General features: G+C 39.6%; 15 protein-coding genes, 1 rRNA gene and 1 pseudogene. 6 read left to right on the top strand and 11 right to left on the bottom strand.

What is annotated here, in order from left to right; all coding sequences use genetic code 11:
• Positions 1–68 precede the first annotated feature (68 nt).
• The 3 genes and pseudogenes from dsbG to dsbD form a co-directional block, all read right to left on the bottom strand.
• Positions 69–825 (bottom strand): annotated as a pseudogene (dsbG, locus tag FTV41_RS11075) (thiol:disulfide interchange protein DsbG).
• A 60-nt stretch (positions 826–885) separates the two neighbouring features.
• The gene (locus tag FTV41_RS11070) at positions 886–1716 is read right to left on the bottom strand and encodes a TlpA disulfide reductase family protein (protein WP_104851946.1); all 831 of its coding nucleotides are present in this window, start codon (positions 1714–1716) and stop codon (positions 886–888) included.
• Positions 1713–3776 (bottom strand): protein-disulfide reductase DsbD, encoded by a 2064-nt coding sequence (dsbD, locus tag FTV41_RS11065; protein WP_179996556.1) that lies wholly within the window; start codon positions 3774–3776, stop codon positions 1713–1715. The genes FTV41_RS11070 and dsbD overlap by 4 nt, the downstream gene beginning before the upstream one ends.
• A 170-nt stretch (positions 3777–3946) precedes the next feature.
• Between dsbD and FTV41_RS11060 the strand changes: the two genes are divergently transcribed.
• The 5 genes from FTV41_RS11060 to accC all read left to right on the top strand — a co-directional run bounded on the left by FTV41_RS11060 (position 3947) and on the right by accC (position 9265).
• The gene (locus FTV41_RS11060) at positions 3947–4615 is read left to right on the top strand and encodes a response regulator transcription factor (protein WP_096902342.1); all 669 of its coding nucleotides are present in this window, start codon (positions 3947–3949) and stop codon (positions 4613–4615) included.
• On the top strand, positions 4612–6018 hold the full coding sequence (locus tag FTV41_RS11055) for an ATP-binding protein (protein ID WP_178319304.1): 1407 nt from the start codon (positions 4612–4614) through the stop codon (positions 6016–6018). Before FTV41_RS11060 ends, FTV41_RS11055 begins: the two co-directional genes overlap by 4 nt.
• Before the next feature lie 967 nt (positions 6019–6985).
• Positions 6986–7441, top strand: coding sequence for a type II 3-dehydroquinate dehydratase (gene aroQ, locus FTV41_RS11050; RefSeq protein WP_179994446.1), 456 nt, complete (start codon positions 6986–6988; stop codon positions 7439–7441).
• 16 nt (positions 7442–7457) lie between these two features.
• Positions 7458–7880 (top strand): acetyl-CoA carboxylase biotin carboxyl carrier protein, encoded by a 423-nt coding sequence (gene accB, locus FTV41_RS11045; protein WP_004973838.1) that lies wholly within the window; start codon positions 7458–7460, stop codon positions 7878–7880.
• Positions 7881–7897: 17 nt separating this feature from the next.
• On the top strand, positions 7898–9265 hold the full coding sequence (gene accC, locus FTV41_RS11040; RefSeq protein WP_004973841.1) for an acetyl-CoA carboxylase biotin carboxylase subunit: 1368 nt from the start codon (positions 7898–7900) through the stop codon (positions 9263–9265).
• Between the two features lie 206 nt (positions 9266–9471).
• Here accC and FTV41_RS11035 read toward each other — a convergent pair whose 3' ends face one another.
• The 7 genes from FTV41_RS11035 to FTV41_RS11005 form a co-directional block, all read right to left on the bottom strand.
• Positions 9472–10233, bottom strand: coding sequence for an alpha/beta fold hydrolase (locus tag FTV41_RS11035; RefSeq protein ID WP_179996555.1), 762 nt, complete (start codon positions 10231–10233; stop codon positions 9472–9474).
• Between the two features lie 163 nt (positions 10234–10396).
• Positions 10397–11263 carry an MBL fold metallo-hydrolase gene (locus tag FTV41_RS11030; RefSeq protein WP_004973849.1) on the bottom strand — a complete coding sequence of 289 codons (867 nt, stop codon included), beginning with the start codon at positions 11261–11263 and terminating at the stop codon, positions 10397–10399.
• A 1-nt stretch (position 11264) separates the two neighbouring features.
• Positions 11265–11681 carry a DUF6691 family protein gene (locus FTV41_RS11025; RefSeq protein ID WP_004973852.1) on the bottom strand — a complete coding sequence of 139 codons (417 nt, stop codon included), beginning with the start codon at positions 11679–11681 and terminating at the stop codon, positions 11265–11267.
• Positions 11682–12098: a YeeE/YedE family protein gene (locus FTV41_RS11020; protein ID WP_004973854.1), complete on the bottom strand. Its 417-nt coding sequence runs from the start codon at positions 12096–12098 to the stop codon at positions 11682–11684.
• 248 nt (positions 12099–12346) lie between these two features.
• The gene (locus FTV41_RS11015; protein WP_004973856.1) at positions 12347–12520 is read right to left on the bottom strand and encodes a hypothetical protein; all 174 of its coding nucleotides are present in this window, start codon (positions 12518–12520) and stop codon (positions 12347–12349) included.
• 239 nt (positions 12521–12759) lie between these two features.
• On the bottom strand, positions 12760–13227 hold the full coding sequence (ybaK, locus tag FTV41_RS11010; RefSeq protein ID WP_004973860.1) for a Cys-tRNA(Pro) deacylase: 468 nt from the start codon (positions 13225–13227) through the stop codon (positions 12760–12762).
• Positions 13228–13344: 117 nt separating this feature from the next.
• Positions 13345–14937, bottom strand: a complete 1593-nt coding sequence (locus FTV41_RS11005) for a Na/Pi symporter (RefSeq protein WP_179996554.1) — start codon at positions 14935–14937, stop codon at positions 13345–13347.
• 325 nt (positions 14938–15262) lie between these two features.
• Between FTV41_RS11005 and FTV41_RS11000 the strand changes: the two genes are divergently transcribed.
• A complete protein-coding gene (locus tag FTV41_RS11000; RefSeq protein ID WP_179991597.1) occupies positions 15263–15814 on the top strand; it encodes a lytic transglycosylase domain-containing protein in 552 nt (183 codons plus the stop codon).
• A gap of 156 nt (positions 15815–15970) precedes the next feature.
• Here FTV41_RS11000 and rrf read toward each other — a convergent pair.
• Positions 15971–16085, bottom strand: a 5S ribosomal RNA gene (gene rrf, locus FTV41_RS10995).
• Positions 16086–16089: the final 4 nt, after the last annotated feature.

The raw sequence follows: 16089 nt of genomic DNA, 5'->3' as shown, positions 1-16089 counted from the left end.
TTAGAGCAAGCTTTTTTGCGCTTTAGATTTGAATATTCAGTTAGATATTTGCTCGGAAATTTTTAAAATCACTCAAACACATCTTTCATAGATTTTGGCATTCCTTGTACCGACTGATTCGCCCTGTTTATTTTTCCAAAGCACAACAGGTGTGGCAAAGAACTCGTATTTATCCATCAGTGCCTGATTCTGTTCTAAGGTTTTTTCTACATGTACAGGCACAGTTTTTTGCTCGATCAGCTTTTTTTGTCCGTATTGACGATGGAACTCATTAAAGGTCTGCTGTGGGTTTTTCGCCATTAATAAAGTCGCCGCCTGCCCTTTGCTTTCAGCTCGGATCACCGCCACAATAATATGTCTTAACTGAACTTTGCCAGATTCTACCCACGGACGTGCCTGCTTCCAAAAGGTATGGCAATACGGACAATTCGGGTCTGAAAACACGTAGACAATTTTTTCAGCACTGGTTTGCCCATCCTGAATCCAAGTAGCGTGTTCCAGACTTTGCCACACATCTTCAAGTACCGACTTTTTCACATAACGGTCTAAAGCATCGACGGTTAAATTATTGCCTTGTGCATCAAACAAAGTGCCTACAATATAGTATTTCTGATCATTGGAAATAAACACTGTCGCAGGACTTTGTTCAATATGCCCTGCCCAACCTGTCATTTGTGCAGGTGCCTGAATTTGCTGCACAAACTTAAAACCTTCTTTTTCAATGTGCTGTTTTAAGCTGTCCTGTGCTTGCAGCATACTCACACTACTGGCAAGACTCATACCTATCGCCAGTTTCAGCATGTTATTTTTGATGTTAGATGTCATATTGATTGTCCTTAATTTTGGCTTCACGGCGGGTTTTCTTTCAAATCGTTAAGAGCGCGTTTATGGATTCGCTTGTATTTTTTTCAGATAATGCTGCAGCATCGGCTTGGTCAATTCACCCATGTGATGATCGACCAATTCTCCTTGTGCATTAAAAAACAAAGTACTTGGCAAACCGAACATATTGAAGTGTTGTCCTAAACGAGCTGCAGGGTCTAATAACACGTGTTCAAACTGAAATCGATGTTTCTGTAAATAGGCTTGAATCTCTGCTGCAAATTCGCCTTGATTGGCAAATACAAAATTGACCTCAGGGAAATCTTGCTGTGCTTGTTGCATAACAGGCATTTCACGGTGACAAACTGGACACCAAGTCGCCCAGAGATTAATCACGGTGGGCTGACCTGAAAATTGAGCTAAATCTTGAGGTTGTTGCGCTAGGTTGTGCAATACTAGATTGGGATAGGCATGCTGCGTCTGCAAAGGTTGGATAAGACTCCAACCTACAACTTGTACTGTAATAAAGAGCGCAACTGCCCATGCCAGAACAACACGTTGAATAGCGCGATTTTTCCAGACAAACCACGCCACACCTGCCATAACTGCGGCAATCAGATGAAAGCCTTTGTCCTGAATTTTTAAAATATCAATCGGGTTGGCAAAGTACAGCTCATAATGCTGCAACACAAAAACTGCCCGCCCAACTAAAGCACCAATCCACAGCGCATTCCATAATGCATCCTGATAACCTGTCCAAGTCTGTGCATTCCATGTATAACGACGCTGAAAAAATTTACCCATTGCAAAGACGACAATCAGTCCTAGCAATAAAAACACCAATGGCCATGGAATCATCAACATGCCTAACTGCAAGACTGCGGATTGAATCATGGCGCAGCCTCTTGCAGTTGATGAATATTTTGAATCAATTGCGCTGCGTTATAAGCACCTGTTAGACGCAATTCACGTTGTTCCCGTTGTGGATCTGCCAAAAATAACAACGTTGGCGGCCCTAAAATCTGCCATTTTTTCAATAAGGCATCTTGTGAAGGATGCTGTTCGGTTAAGTCGAGTTTAATCCGCACCACATGCTTTAAAGCATCTTGCACATCGGTACGAGGAATCACATCACGCTCAATCGGCTGACACGCCACACACCAATCGGCATAGACATCAATCACAATCTTTTGATGAGCATGTGCGGCCAAAGCTGCATTCAACTCTTGTTCTGTGCGTACTTTGATCCATGGCTGTAATTGGTCTGCTTGTACCTGCGCATTGACACTGGCAATACTCTGATTGACATGCCAAATTCCACTACTGGCGATTACTGCCACCAAAGCCAATAACGAAAAACGCTGTGGACGATGTAACACGTGGCGCAAAATTGCAATTAAATATGCAGCGAAGGCAAATAACACCACAGCAAAAGCAACATAGTACCAAGTCACAGAAAATAGCGGACGAGCAAAATACAAAGCCATTGCCAACATGATAAAACCAAAGCTAAATTTTAGCCGTTCCATCCACAAACCTGGCTTTGGCAAATATTTCGCGCCAAACACGCTGGCAATAAGTAAAGGAATTCCCATACCTAAACCGAGCAGGAACAAATATAAACCACCCAATGCTGCTTGATCCAAATGTGAGACGTACAGCAATGCTCCCGCTAAAGGCGCACTCATACATGGCCCGACAATCAGTGCAGAAATCACCCCCATAACGCCCGCACCCAATAAAGTACCGCCTTTTTGATATTGCTGAATACGATCTAAACGCTGTAACACTGCTTGTGGTAATGACAACTGATACAGTCCAAACAGGTTTAAAGCAAAGAGCACAAACAACATAGCAAAAACTGCAATCACTACGGGATTTTGGAACCAACGCTGTACGCTATAACCAATGTGTGACGCAACAACGCCCATCAAGCTATAGACTAGCGCCATACTGACGATAAAGGTGATCGCAATTACTGCCGCTTTATAGCCTGTATTGCGCTGCACCAAAATGCCAGAAAGAATTGGAATCAGCGGCAATGAACACGGTAAAAAAGCCAGTAATACCCCAAAACCTAAAAAGATAAACGCATTCAGTAACAACCCTTGCTCAGACAATAAATTCAGGAAAAATTGATCATTGTTCCATTGCTGATTCAGACTCGTACTACTGGCTGTTTCCGTATTGCTTGAATTGGCTGATGCAGCGAATGTATTGTCTGTCAACGCCGTATCTGTATTTTCAATCTCTAAGGAATTTGCTAAATCAACGTTTTCTACTGGTTCAGGGGTAAGTTTAGGATCAGCTTGTGTTACAGCAACCGCATTTTCAGCAAGCTGTGCTTTGTTTTCTAGCGTTTGCTGTTCAAGTTTGAGTTCTTTTGTCGTTACAGTATTTGCAGTTGTCGTAACTTGTTTTTGTGTACTAGAACCATTGGCTTGATGCTTATCTGCATCATTTAAGTTAGTGTTTAAAGCAGCCTGATTATTCTGATTGAGTTGCTGAAGTAAATTACCTTTGCCCGCACTTAAATTATGCTGTGGCAATAAACCATCGGCATCGGTTTGAATCGTTTTACGCTGTACGGGATAACACAAACCATCTTCAGCGCAGCCTTGCCAAGTAATTTGATATTGCTGATTAGGCTTCACCTGAATCTGTGTTGTCACTTGCCCATAATGCACACGTGTCAGCCCGAAAGTCGGATCATCTTTTTCCTGCCCTGCAGGCAATTTAAAAGCAAGCGGCTTTTGAGCCTGACTGACTTTGAATTGATCGTGATATAAGTAGTAATGCGGTGCGACATCCCATTTCAGTTCAACCGTTTGTTCAGACAATGACGTCGCCTGAAACTTAAAAGCTTGATCGGACGCTAAAAATTCATTGGCAGCATTGACCCACACCGCACACAGACTCAACACAAAATAAGCAATGACGCGAATAAAAATCATGTATTTATACTAAAAATTAAAAAACTGACTGTATTATCGGTAAGTGTAGATTAAGAGAACATTAATAAAGATTTTTCTTTGTAAACTTGAGCATTGTAGGTGCCTAATCTAAATTTGTGGCGTGATCGAGATGTGTCATATATTGGGCTGACTGTGGTATAGGAGCAAATATGTTCGTCGTTTTGGTGGAAGATGATCCTTATATTGCCCAAAGTATTGTGGCAGCACTCGAATTTTTAAGTATTTCAGTCGAACACGTGAATAACGCGCGCAATGCCGATTACTTCATACGTCATAGTGCGGTAGATCTGTGCCTGCTCGATTTAGGTCTGCCTGACCAAGATGGTTTACAGTTACTCGAAAACTGGCGTAAAGATGCCATTCATATTCCAGTATTGGTATTAACCGCGCGGAATCATACTCAAGACTGCGTACAGGCGCTCAACTTAGGAGCAGATGACTACCTAACTAAACCTTTTGAATTAAATGAACTGATTGCCCGTGTATATGCATTAAGCCGCCGTCATCGTGGTTATTCATCGAACCAACTGCAAAGTGGTCAGTTACACATGAACCTCGATACACAAGAAGTCAGTTGGCATTCACAAAACATTCAGCTTTCACGCCGTGAATATAGCCTATTGGAAACCTTTTTACGGCATCCGAACCAAATCTTAAAAAATGAAGAACTGATAGATAAAGTGTATGGCTTTCAAGACAGTATCGAAAGCAATGCCTTAAATGTGCATATCTACCATTTACGGCATAAAATCCACCCCGATTTTATTCAAACGGTGCGTGGTGTCGGCTACATCTTTAAACCTGAGCTGCTGACATGAAAAACTACAGTCTGAAATGGCGTTTGGTATCGACCATCAGCTGTGCATTTATTTTGCTGTGGGTGATTGTCTTTGCATGGCTCTACCATGACTTGGAACAACGCTTACAAAATACGCTGGATGAACGACTTTCTACCTCAGCCCGTATGGTCGCCCGCCTGATTCAGCAACTGCCCCTAGAACAACTCACAGAAAGTTTGCATGCCGAATCAGAAAATGCCTTGCTACATAGTTTAATTGCTTGTGAAGTCTCTATTTTCCGTGCCAATGTTTCATTACCACAGCATGTGATTGCACGCACTCAAGGCGCACCGAAAAATTTAAAAAACCAACAAGTCGGTTTCAGCACATGGACAGAAAATGGACTGCAATGGCGTAGTTATGTACTGCGTGAAGGTGAAGTTCAGGTGGTGGTGGCTGAAAAAATTCAGTTACGGCAAAACCTACTTAAACAAATTTTACAGTCGGTACTGATTCCTTTACTGCTTACTTTGATTATTTGTATTTTGCTAATTTTGTGGATTATCCGTCTGGAGTTTTTACCGCTCGATCACATCACCCGCCACTTAATTCAGAAAAAACAATCTTTAGATGAAGCTTCTCGTTATTTAATTGAACTGAGATCACAAAAAATTCCTAAAGAAATTCAGCCTTTTGTCGATAACTTATTGATGCTGATTGAACGCCTACATAAAAGTCTGGAACACGAAAAAAACTTTAGTGCATTTGCTGCGCATGAACTGCGCACGCCGTTAACGGCTATTAAAACGCATGTGCAACTGAGCCAATTGATGTTGAATCAAACCGCATCTGCCCAAGATACAGCCAAAGTCATCGACAATTTAAAACACGCAGAACGCAGCATCCAACGTTATCAACAACTTTTGGAACAACTGTTATTGCTCAGTCAAACTGAAGCAGGTATTCAAGCGGCACATAGCCATGCAGATATGCGTAGCGTATTAGAAACAGTCTTGTCGGAACTGACTGTGGAATATCCCAATTTATCAGCGAAATTACAGATTGATTGGGCGAGTTTGGTAGCACAACACATTAATATTCCAGCGCCTGCGTTGCACATGGTACTGAAAAACTTGATTCAAAATGCTTATTTGCATGCAGAGGATGCACCAAACATTCAAATTTATATGCAAGACCTGCAATTGATCATTGCAGACCAAGGCAAAAGCCTGAATGAAGATGATTTTACCATTCTGACTCAGCGTTTTTGGCGTAAATCTGCGCATAAACAAGGCTATGGCTTAGGTCTAACTCTAGTCAAAGTATTATTAGAGCAATATGGCTACCTACTTCAATTTCAGGCTAACCAACCGCAAGGTTTAAAAGTGATTGTCAGTTTTGATGCAGCACCTTCTGCAACAGAGAAACAACAGACGGATTAAGCTTTTCTGAGCTTTAACAGCAAATAAAGCAAGATTCAGAACAAGATCACTTAACTTTTGCCAATACCGAACATATTGCTCTACTTTACGATAACGCCATTTTTAAGGTGATTTTTGAAATAAAAGGTCAATGCGTTCTAAAATTTTATCTATGATGTAGATGCTGCGGGCTATTGAGTAGAAGAACATTGGCTAGAAAAAAATTGCTGAAACTTTCATCACCGTTTTTTTGTTCGATACCACGTCATATTTTTAAATGAGGTAGATATCCGTGCAGATCGTGCATGTGCTTGGTCTTGTGATCAATCTACAACTTAATTAAAGTGTACATAAAACCAACAGCACCCCACTCAAAATATAATACGCAGCGTAGGAGCATCTATTCCAGACTAAAATATAGATAAATATATCAATCAAAGCATTCCATTTAAGCTCATGTTTTATTTAAATAAAGTTGAATTTTTAAAATATCTTATTATCGAAATGATCTTTCTATCGAATCCATAACCACTTGAACGATGATCACAAAACGTATTAGATGATCCACTGCAGTTTGTGTGGTCATCTACTTTGAATGAACTGAAAAAATGGAATCGCCATTTTTTATAAACAGCAACGAAATATCATGCTATAAAGAAATGCGATATTGATGTTGGTTGTTTTCTGGCTTTGACATTCCGAATCAAACCAGTTCAAGTCACTCGCTTGATCAGTCGTTACAGAAAACAAATGAATAGATTTGGTCAGTTGTTTTAGAATATAAAAATCAGCAAAAAAAACTAAAAATGTAATTTTTTAACATTGCGAATTCCCTGCAAAGTTTTCATTATAGTGCCTCATTTTGGCACACGCTTTCTACGTCAAATTAAACAAATTACAAAAAAAATGTGGAATTTTATGCCATAATTAGCAAACTTTGCAGACATCTTGCAAAGTATTATTGCAATTATTTATTGGAGCAAGCGGAATGATTTCGACCATTTTGGTTATTCATGGACCGAATCTAAATTTGCTAGGAAAGCGTGAACCCGAAGTTTATGGTTACCTCACTCTTGAGGATATAAATCAACAGCTCATTTCACAAGCGCAAAAAGCATCAATTTCTATAGATACTTTCCAAAGTAATTGGGAAGGCGCAATTGTAGACCGAATTCATCAAGCCGCGTTAGATGGCACACAATATATCATTATTAACCCTGCTGCATTAACGCATACCTCTGTTGCGGTACGTGATGCCTTGTTAGGGGTCGCTATTCCATTTCTTGAAGTCCATTTGTCGAATGTGCATGCACGTGAGGCGTTTAGACATCATTCATATTTATCAGACAAAGCCATTGGTGTGATTTGCGGTTTAGGCGCAAAAGGCTATGCCGCAGCACTCGACTTTGTTCTTGAAAAAATTCAACCTACTACACAATCTTAAACTAGGAATACTGTCCATGGATATTCGTAAAATCAAGAAACTCATCGACTTGATGATTGAATCTGACTTACAAGCGATTGAAGTTAAAGAAGGCGATCAGTCGATTGCATTAACTCGTCGCAGTCCAGTAGTAGCGGCAGCAGTTCCTGCAATGCCTGCACCTTCTGCAGAAGTACCATCTGCACCTAAATCTTCACCACGTGGTGCTGTTGAAACTTCTCCAATGGTTGGCGTGTTCTATGCAGCACCAAGCCCAGGTGAAGCACCATTTATTAAAGTGGGTCAAACTGTTTCTGCTGGTGAAACGCTTGGCATTATCGAAGCAATGAAAATCATGAACCCAATTGAAGCAACTCAAAGTGGCGTGATTGAAGAAATTCTAGTTAAAAATGGCGAAGTGATTCAATTTGGTCAACCACTCTTCCGCTACCGCGCTTAAGACCTCGGGGATTCACAATGTTGCAAAAAGTTTTAATTGCAAACCGTGGTGAGATTGCCCTGCGCATCACCCGAGCTTGCAAAACTTTAGGGATCAAAACCGTGGGTATCTATTCAGATGCCGATAAAGACCTGATGCACTTACGCTTTTGTGATGAAGCCGTGTGTATTGGTCCGGGTGCGAGCAGTGAAAGTTACCTGAATATTCCTGCAATTATTACTGCAGCAGAAATTACAGGTGCAGATGCCATTCACCCTGGTTATGGTTTCCTTGCTGAAAATGCCGAATTTGCTGAAATTGTAGAAAGTTCAGGTTTCATTTTCATTGGTCCACGCCCTGAGCATATTCGCTTAATGGGTAACAAAGTTTCTGCAATTACTGCAATGCGTAAAGCTGGCGTACCAACTGTACCGGGTTCAGCACACGCCGTTACACCACACAATGCTTTAGCTGAAGCCAAAGAAATTGGTTTCCCGCTCATTGTAAAAGCGGCTGCTGGTGGTGGTGGTCGTGGTATGCGTATTGTAGAGCGCGTAGACACCCTGCTTGAATCAGTTCAAGCGGCTCAACGTGATGCAGAAATGTGGTTTGGTGATGACACGGTCTATATGGAACGTTTCTTACAAAAGCCACGTCACGTAGAAGTACAAGTATTGGCTGATGGTAATGGTCACGCGATTCACCTTTATGACCGCGACTGTTCTTTACAACGTCGTCACCAAAAAGTTCTTGAAGAAGCGCCAGCACCTAACTTACCAGAACAAGCACGTGCCGATATTTTAGAAGCGTGTGTTAATGCATGTAAGTTAATGCAATACCGTGGTGCAGGTACTTTCGAATTCTTATTTGAAGATGATGAATACTTCTTCATTGAAATGAATACACGTGTTCAGGTTGAGCATCCTGTAACTGAAATGGTGACAGGCATTGACATCATTGAACAACAATTGCGTATTGCTGCAGGTCTAGGTTTAGACATTGAGCAAGATCAGGTTGAAATTCGTGGTCACGCAATCGAATGTCGTATTAACGCAGAAGACCCAACCACCTTCGTACCTTCACCGGGTAAAATTGAACACTTCTATGCCCCAGGTGGTGCAGGTGTTCGTGTAGATTCACACATCTACGAAGGTTATAGCATTCCGCCGTATTACGACTCAATGATTGCTAAACTGATTGTGCATGGTAAAGATCGTGAAACCAGTATTGCGCGTATGCGTCAAGCCTTGGATGAAACCATCTTAACAGGAATTAAAACCAACATTCCTTTGCACAAAGACTTAATTCTGCAAGATAAAAACTTCTGCAAACAAGCAATGGATATTCACTATCTTGAAAAGCATTTGCTAAAGCAACTTGCAGGCAATGAAGAAGAAAAAGCATAAGCAATTTAAGGTTGCTTAAGTTTAAAATGAAGAGCTGATGATTCAACATCAGCTCTTTTTTATTGTTGAGAATAAAAGCTAAACCGTTCATCTATGCAGATCAGTGTGAAGAAAAAAACAATACTCCAAATGAAGTATTGGTTTAAAATTGACTTAAAAACTGAGATCATTTTAGATCATCGAATGATGCAAAATACTAGACAAGATTAATCTAAAAACTCAGTCATGAATGCCAATACCTCTGCTGTTTTTTCGGCATGCAACCAATGCCCTGCATGAGCGACTGTTTCAACTTTTGCGTGAGGAAACTGTGCTTGAATAGCGGCATAATGCTCAGGTAACTCAATATAAGGTGAATTACCGCCACGAATAAACAAAGTATTGACATCACTATGCACCGTCTGCCATGACAAAATTTCGGCATAATGTTCATGTAGCGCATTTAAGTTAAATAACCATTGCCCTTTGCTAAATGACTTCATCAAAAATTGCACAACCATTTCTTCTTGAAGATGCTCACGCATAATTTCCATTGCCGCTTGGCGACTTTCAACTTGTGCATCTTGCACAGCAAACAAGGCTGTAAAAATTTGATCGTGACGATTTTCAGGATAAGCAAAAGGACAGATATCCAATAAAACCAATTGCTGTAAACGCTCGGCAGCCAAAGGCGCCAAAGTCATTGCAACCTTACCGCCCATTGAATGCCCAACCATAGAAAACTGTTTGATATTCAAGCTGTTCAGTGTTTCTAAAATATCTTGTGCCATTGCTGCATAATTCATGTCATCACAATGCGCAGACTTACCATGATTGCGCACATCTAATTGAATTACGGTGCGCTGTTCTTGAAATGCACGTGCGAGCATGCCTAAATTACTCAAACTACCAAATAAACCATGAATAAAAACCAAAGATGGCAACGTAGATTCAGGCTGATTTTGCGTGATTTGATAATTTAATAACATAAAATAGACTCTAAACTTGAATACAAATGATTAATCTATTTAATGAGTTTTGAGTTTATAAATCAAATTTTATATGTGCTTTTTACGGTGAAACTTATAATATTACTTAGGCTATTTGTGTGAGCCTAAGCAATAACATACAAGATGAACTTTTCTTAAAATTTTATTTAAAATAATTCAAAGGCAACTTCAAATAACGAATGCCGTTGGCCTCAGGTTGTGGGAACTTACCTGCGTCCATATTGATTTGAATTGATGGCAGAATCAATTTAGGCATCGTTAAAGTAGCATCACGCTGAGTTCTCATCTCAATAAATTCAGCTTTGCTTACCCCTGTATGAATATGAATATTCTGCTCTTTTTGAGTTTTGAGCAGTGTTTCATGTTCATATTGTTCACGTGATTCTGGTAGATAATCATGGCATAAGAACACTCGTGTTTCTTCAGGCAATGCGTATAGCGTTTGCACAGAATCGTACAACTGCCCTGCACTGCCTTTCGGGAAATCACAACGTGCCGTACCATAATCAGGCATAAACAAAGTATCACCTACAAATACAGCATCACCGATCACATAGCTTAAACAAGCAGGCGTATGCCCCGGTGTAGGGATGTTATAGGCTTGTAATTCACCAATCGTAAAAGTTTCATGATCGTCAAACAGATAATCAAATGATTGATGTGAATTGAAATACTTGATATCCAAGTTGTAGATAGCACTAAATGTTTCTTGCACAATCGAAATTTTATGGCTCATGGCAATTTTACCACCCAACTGCTCTTTTAAATATTGAGAAGCTGTCAGGTGATCGGCATGCACATGCGTTTCTAAAATCCATTCAACCGTTAATTCATTTTTTTGGATGTAAGCAATGATTTCATCGGCATGAATTGTTGAAGTAGTCGCAGATGCAGGGTCATAATCCAACACGCTGTCAATAATGGCACATTGACGCGTTACAGGATCACTTACCACATAACTGAATGTATTGGTATTTTCATCAAAAAAATGCTGAATATCTGCGTGCATCTTATGCTCCTGCAACCTTACGATGAATGAGAATCCCCACCAACATTGCAACAATGAAATAGATTGCTTGATAATAACCTAAACCAATCAAGGTTAGACTTGGCGCTGGACAAATTCCTGCAACGCCCCAACCGATACCAAAAATAAAACTACCTGTGATCAGTTTAGAGTCAATTTGAGTTTGTTTAGGCAAATCAATTGGTTCATTTAAAATGGTTTTTGGTTCAGCTTGGCGCATAATTCTTTGGAATGGAATAAAGGCAACCGCAATTGCACCCATCATAACAAATGCCAGACTTGCATCCCATGTACCGAAAAGATCGAGGAAGTTTAAAACTTTTTCAGGATTCGACATACCAGAAAGAATCAATCCAGCTGAAAAAATACCACCGAAAACAAAGGCTAAGAAATTTTTCATTTAGAATGCTCCTGTGATATGGCGGATAACATAAACGGTAATAAAGCCAGCTAACATAAAGGTAGCTGTTGCTGCAATGGAGCGCTTAGATAAACGACTCATGCCACAAATACCATGTCCACTGGTACAACCCGAACCCAAACGAGTACCGAAACCAACCAACAATCCCGCCACAATCATCATCAATGGGCTTGCATTCAATTCAACTTTAGGTTGAGCCACGATGCCATAGAAAAAAGGCACAATGAAAATACCTAACACAAACCACAATGCAGGCGTTTTGAACAGCGTTTGCGGATTTAATACTTGAGCCAGTAAACCACTAATGCCTGCAATACGACCATGAACATATAAATAGCCCACGACTGCAAGACCAAGCAATCCACCACCGATTAATGCCAGCAGATAATCATGCATTTTGAACACCCAAAACAATATATGTTTTTATAATATATTATTGTAATTATTATTCAACTATTCTCTTGTAAGTTTTGTAAACTTCATCTGACTATTCGTCTATGTTTGCGATGTGAGAGAGATTTCGCAAGTTTTTGGCTGATATTAAGTCATAAGGCAGAAAATTTAGTCATTCTAAATGACTGCCTCATAACGTAATAAAGATATATCAAAATAGACAGCAACGACAAAAGTTGAGGGCATTAGACTCATTTGTGAGCAAGCGCAATAAGTTCTTTTTTATGCCGACGAATTACACGTTTAGCAGCATCTAACATAATGCGATTGGTAGTCTCATCATCACCAAAGTCAATAGGTTTAGCTGGACACATTGGACGAGCTTTTCGATCTTCGATTGTGTAGTCTTTAAGACGCTTACCCATACTGCACCTCTCAGAATTTCTTAACTTTCACTAATATAACATAAAATTTAGTTTGTTAAAAAATCATCAATACGAGTTTTTAATTACCCTATTTATTGCTTAAAGATAACTTTTTTTGTTATTAAATGGTCGCTTGGAACAAGAATCACTGAGATGAAACGAATAGGAATAGTTGCTACATTCATACAAGAACAAGCATCTGTATGCTTTGGACTCAAAACAATATAAAGTTCAACATATCATGCATCTACAATATCTACAAAATTAGCATTTAAAACTTTTGCCAAATCGCTTGGTGTTAAACCAATATCTAATCCCCGCTTCCCTCCACTCACATACATAGTTGCAAGCTGTTGAGCGGATGCATCAATCACTGTTTTCAGTTGTTTCTTCTGCCCAATTGGACTAATGCCCCCAACCAAATAACCTGTCAAACGCTCAGCATCTTTAGGATCAGCCATGTGTACTTTTTTACACTGAAAAGCAGCCGCAACTTTTTTAAGATTTAATTGGTAATGGACAGGTAAAATCGCCACAAAATAATGCTTATCATCACTGACCAATAAAGTTTTAAATACTTCTGTGACATCTAAGCCTAACTTCTCCGCAGCTTCTAAACCAAAACTTTTAGCATTATGATCATGTTCATATTCATGCATAGAAAATTGAATTTTCTTGGCTTTTAAAAGTTTAGCTGCTGGAGTCATTGAAAAAATACTGTAAAAAACGATGCTCAAATTATACGCTTGATTGAGATTAAAAGTGAATTCGCTTAGGCCATTTTTAAATATAAAAGTAACTATCGAAAAAATAGCCTAAAATCATCAACTCGGTTTACGCGAATTTTCAACCAACACGTTAGCTAAGCGTTGTGCATGCGCAATCACGCGGTCCAACCAGCGTTGTGCCGCCAACAACTCTAAACCTGTCGCAGCATTGAGCTGATTCACAGCAGTATATTGCAACACTTTTTCACGGTTTTCGGCACGTTGATCTTCTGTCCATTTTTTCAAATTAGATAATTCCGTATTTAGACTTAGCACGTGTTTATGCACATCAAAATCATCCATTTCCTTTAGATGTTCATCAAGAATTTGTAAAAAATCTAAGCCAACTTGATAAATTGCAGGTTGCGTGCGTATTTCTTTTGCTAAAGTAATATTTTCCAAATCACTTCGTAAAACACGTAAATACACCATCAAACGAAGCATCGCCATTAAACGCTGTTGATCGGCTTCATTTTCTGAAATCGACATTTCTTCCAAATAGCGTTGGACTTGAATGAGTACTTCATCTAGCTGTAATAAACGTACTTTTGAAGGTAATCTTCCCTCTTGGATAGCCAGTTTCAGCATCACCAAAACGTCATACAAACTATGGTAAATCACCTTTGATGCAGCATGAATAGCCAAGGCGGGCACAGATAAACTCGCTTGATCGAGATAACATAAAACCGATTGAGTTTGATCTGGGATAATTTTCATAATCAGTTTTTCGAACTGACGGATAAAAGGCAAAATAATCAAAGTACCAGAAATACTGAATGCTGTATGAAATGCAGCAACAATCACCACATTGTCCCATGTTGCCATAAGACGTTGATTTTGTGTTAGCTCAAGAAATAACGGTTTTAAAATAATAAAAGCAAAAATGGCTGAAATGATGTTAAAAATCACATGAACCGCTGCAGTACGTTTGGCATTTGCAGTTGAACCAATTGCAGCAATAATGGCTGTCGCCACCGTACCAATATTCTGTCCAATCACCAAACCTAAAGCCTGTTGCAAATCAATCGCACCACTGGCCAATGCTGCTAAGGTCGCGGTAATTGCAGCACTTGAAGATTGCAACAGAATGGTCATGATAATACCGACCAAAACCAAACTGAGTTGGGCAATCAAAGATCTACTTGAAAATACTGATAAATCGACACGTTCAGCAAAACCTGACATGGCAACTTGCAACATATCAATGCCAAGGAAAATCAGACTAAAACCTGCCAATGTCATTCCAAATAATGCAACTCGCCCCTGACTAAATAATTTGAGCATTGCACCCAAACCCAGCAAAGGTAATGCAAAACTGGTGATGGAAAATTTAACACCTAAAAATGCCACCATCCAACCCGTACTGGTTGTGCCAATATTCGCGCCAATAATGACACCAATTGCCTGAGCAAAAGTAAGAATCCCCGCACTAACAAAACCAATCGTGGCTAAAGTTGTTGCCATAGAAGACTGTACAATTAAAGTTAAACCGATGCCTGAAAGCACAGCTTTAATGGGTGAACCTGTGAACTTAGACAACCAAATACGCAAGGTTTCCCCTGCCATATCTTTTAAGCTGTCCGTCATCATGGTCATACCAATCAAAAATAGGCCAATACCACCACATAATTGTACAAAGACTTCTAACACACTTACTCCCTGTGCAATAAGCAATTTTCAAAGTGCTAAAAAGCCGATATTGTACGTACTTTTATCTTAAAATTGCAGTTTATTTGTTCTATTCCAATAGTTTATATTAAATAAAAAACTTGTCATCAATTTGACATATTATTAAAACCTAAGGATAGATCAGACTCCATTGGTTTATCCAATCATTCGATAAAACAAAACGAAACCTCTGTATTATGCTGACACGATACAATTCAAATCTGTGAATGGCTTGACTAGGTCAATCGCTCACCTCAAAATCAGTATATATACTCACATACGCCAAAATGACAGATATAGTTTTAATATGATTTTTAATACTTTTAGAAAATATCCATCTATAAAAATATTCAGTATTGGTTGTACTGTTTTAACGCTAGCAGCTTGCTCTCCACTAGGAGGTGGTTCTCTTGCAAAACGCTCAGCTAAACTTTCTACAGGGATCCAAAAGGCTTATGCTGTGCATCCTGATACAGCAAATCGTGTAGCACCAATCATTGTACAAAGTGCAGAACAACATAATGTTGATCCTCTGCTTGTCGCTGCAGTTATTAGACAAGAATCGAATTATCGTGCCTATGCTGTTTCACCTTCAGGTGCAGTTGGGTTCACACAAATTATTCCACGTTATTGGCAGCAGACTTGTCCTGGCGATTTATTCCATGAACATACCAATATCAACTGTGGTACATTTATTTTAAATCATTATAAAAATCAGTCGGGTAAATGGCCTAAAGCTTTGGCCTATTACAATGTGGGACCTACTGGCTACAATAGTAATCGAAAAAAGAAAAAGCAAGGTAAACGCTACGCGAAACAAGTCAAACAGCACCAAAAAAACTTAAAAGATGCACTTTAATTTTGACTTACTAGCTTAATAAAGTAGCCAATACCCGTTGAATTAAAGCCATCCTCAGATGGTTTTATTTTCCTTTCTTTTTCTACTTTTCTTCTTAATATTTTCTTTCTCCCATAAAAAACACCCTCAACGTGAGTTGAGGGTGTTCGAATAATGAGCTGGCGATGACTTACTCTCACATGGGTAACCCCACACTACCATCAGCGCGAAGAGGTTTCACTTCTGAGTTCGGGAAGGGATCAGGTGGTTCACTCTTGCTATGGTCGCCAGCACAA

This window comes from Acinetobacter sp. YH16051 (assembly GCF_013417135.1).
Lineage (GTDB): Bacteria > Pseudomonadota > Gammaproteobacteria > Pseudomonadales > Moraxellaceae > Acinetobacter > Acinetobacter towneri.
The sequence above is the reverse complement of the archived record's forward strand: the minus strand, read 5'-3'. Positions and strand labels throughout refer to the sequence as shown.

Excerpts from the sequence above, each read along its gene's own strand:
- FTV41_RS11055 (WP_178319304.1), top strand. The coding sequence starts at position 4,612 with ATGAAAAACTACAGTCTGAAATGGCGTTTGGTATCGACCATCAGCTGT.
- FTV41_RS11070 (WP_104851946.1), bottom strand. The coding sequence starts at position 1,716 with ATGATTCAATCCGCAGTCTTGCAGTTAGGCATGTTGATGATTCCATGG.
- accB (WP_004973838.1), top strand. The coding sequence starts at position 7,458 with ATGGATATTCGTAAAATCAAGAAACTCATCGACTTGATGATTGAATCT.
- FTV41_RS11030 (WP_004973849.1), bottom strand. The coding sequence starts at position 11,263 with ATGCACGCAGATATTCAGCATTTTTTTGATGAAAATACCAATACATTC.
- accC (WP_004973841.1), top strand. The coding sequence starts at position 7,898 with ATGTTGCAAAAAGTTTTAATTGCAAACCGTGGTGAGATTGCCCTGCGC.
- FTV41_RS11035 (WP_179996555.1), bottom strand. The coding sequence starts at position 10,233 with ATGTTATTAAATTATCAAATCACGCAAAATCAGCCTGAATCTACGTTG.
- ybaK (WP_004973860.1), bottom strand. The coding sequence starts at position 13,227 with ATGACTCCAGCAGCTAAACTTTTAAAAGCCAAGAAAATTCAATTTTCT.
- FTV41_RS11060 (WP_096902342.1), top strand. The coding sequence starts at position 3,947 with ATGTTCGTCGTTTTGGTGGAAGATGATCCTTATATTGCCCAAAGTATT.
- aroQ (WP_179994446.1), top strand. The coding sequence starts at position 6,986 with ATGATTTCGACCATTTTGGTTATTCATGGACCGAATCTAAATTTGCTA.
- FTV41_RS11015 (WP_004973856.1), bottom strand. The coding sequence starts at position 12,520 with ATGGGTAAGCGTCTTAAAGACTACACAATCGAAGATCGAAAAGCTCGT.
- FTV41_RS11000 (WP_179991597.1), top strand. The coding sequence starts at position 15,263 with ATGATTTTTAATACTTTTAGAAAATATCCATCTATAAAAATATTCAGT.
- FTV41_RS11020 (WP_004973854.1), bottom strand. The coding sequence starts at position 12,098 with ATGCATGATTATCTGCTGGCATTAATCGGTGGTGGATTGCTTGGTCTT.
- FTV41_RS11025 (WP_004973852.1), bottom strand. The coding sequence starts at position 11,681 with ATGAAAAATTTCTTAGCCTTTGTTTTCGGTGGTATTTTTTCAGCTGGA.
- dsbD (WP_179996556.1), bottom strand. The coding sequence starts at position 3,776 with ATGATTTTTATTCGCGTCATTGCTTATTTTGTGTTGAGTCTGTGTGCG.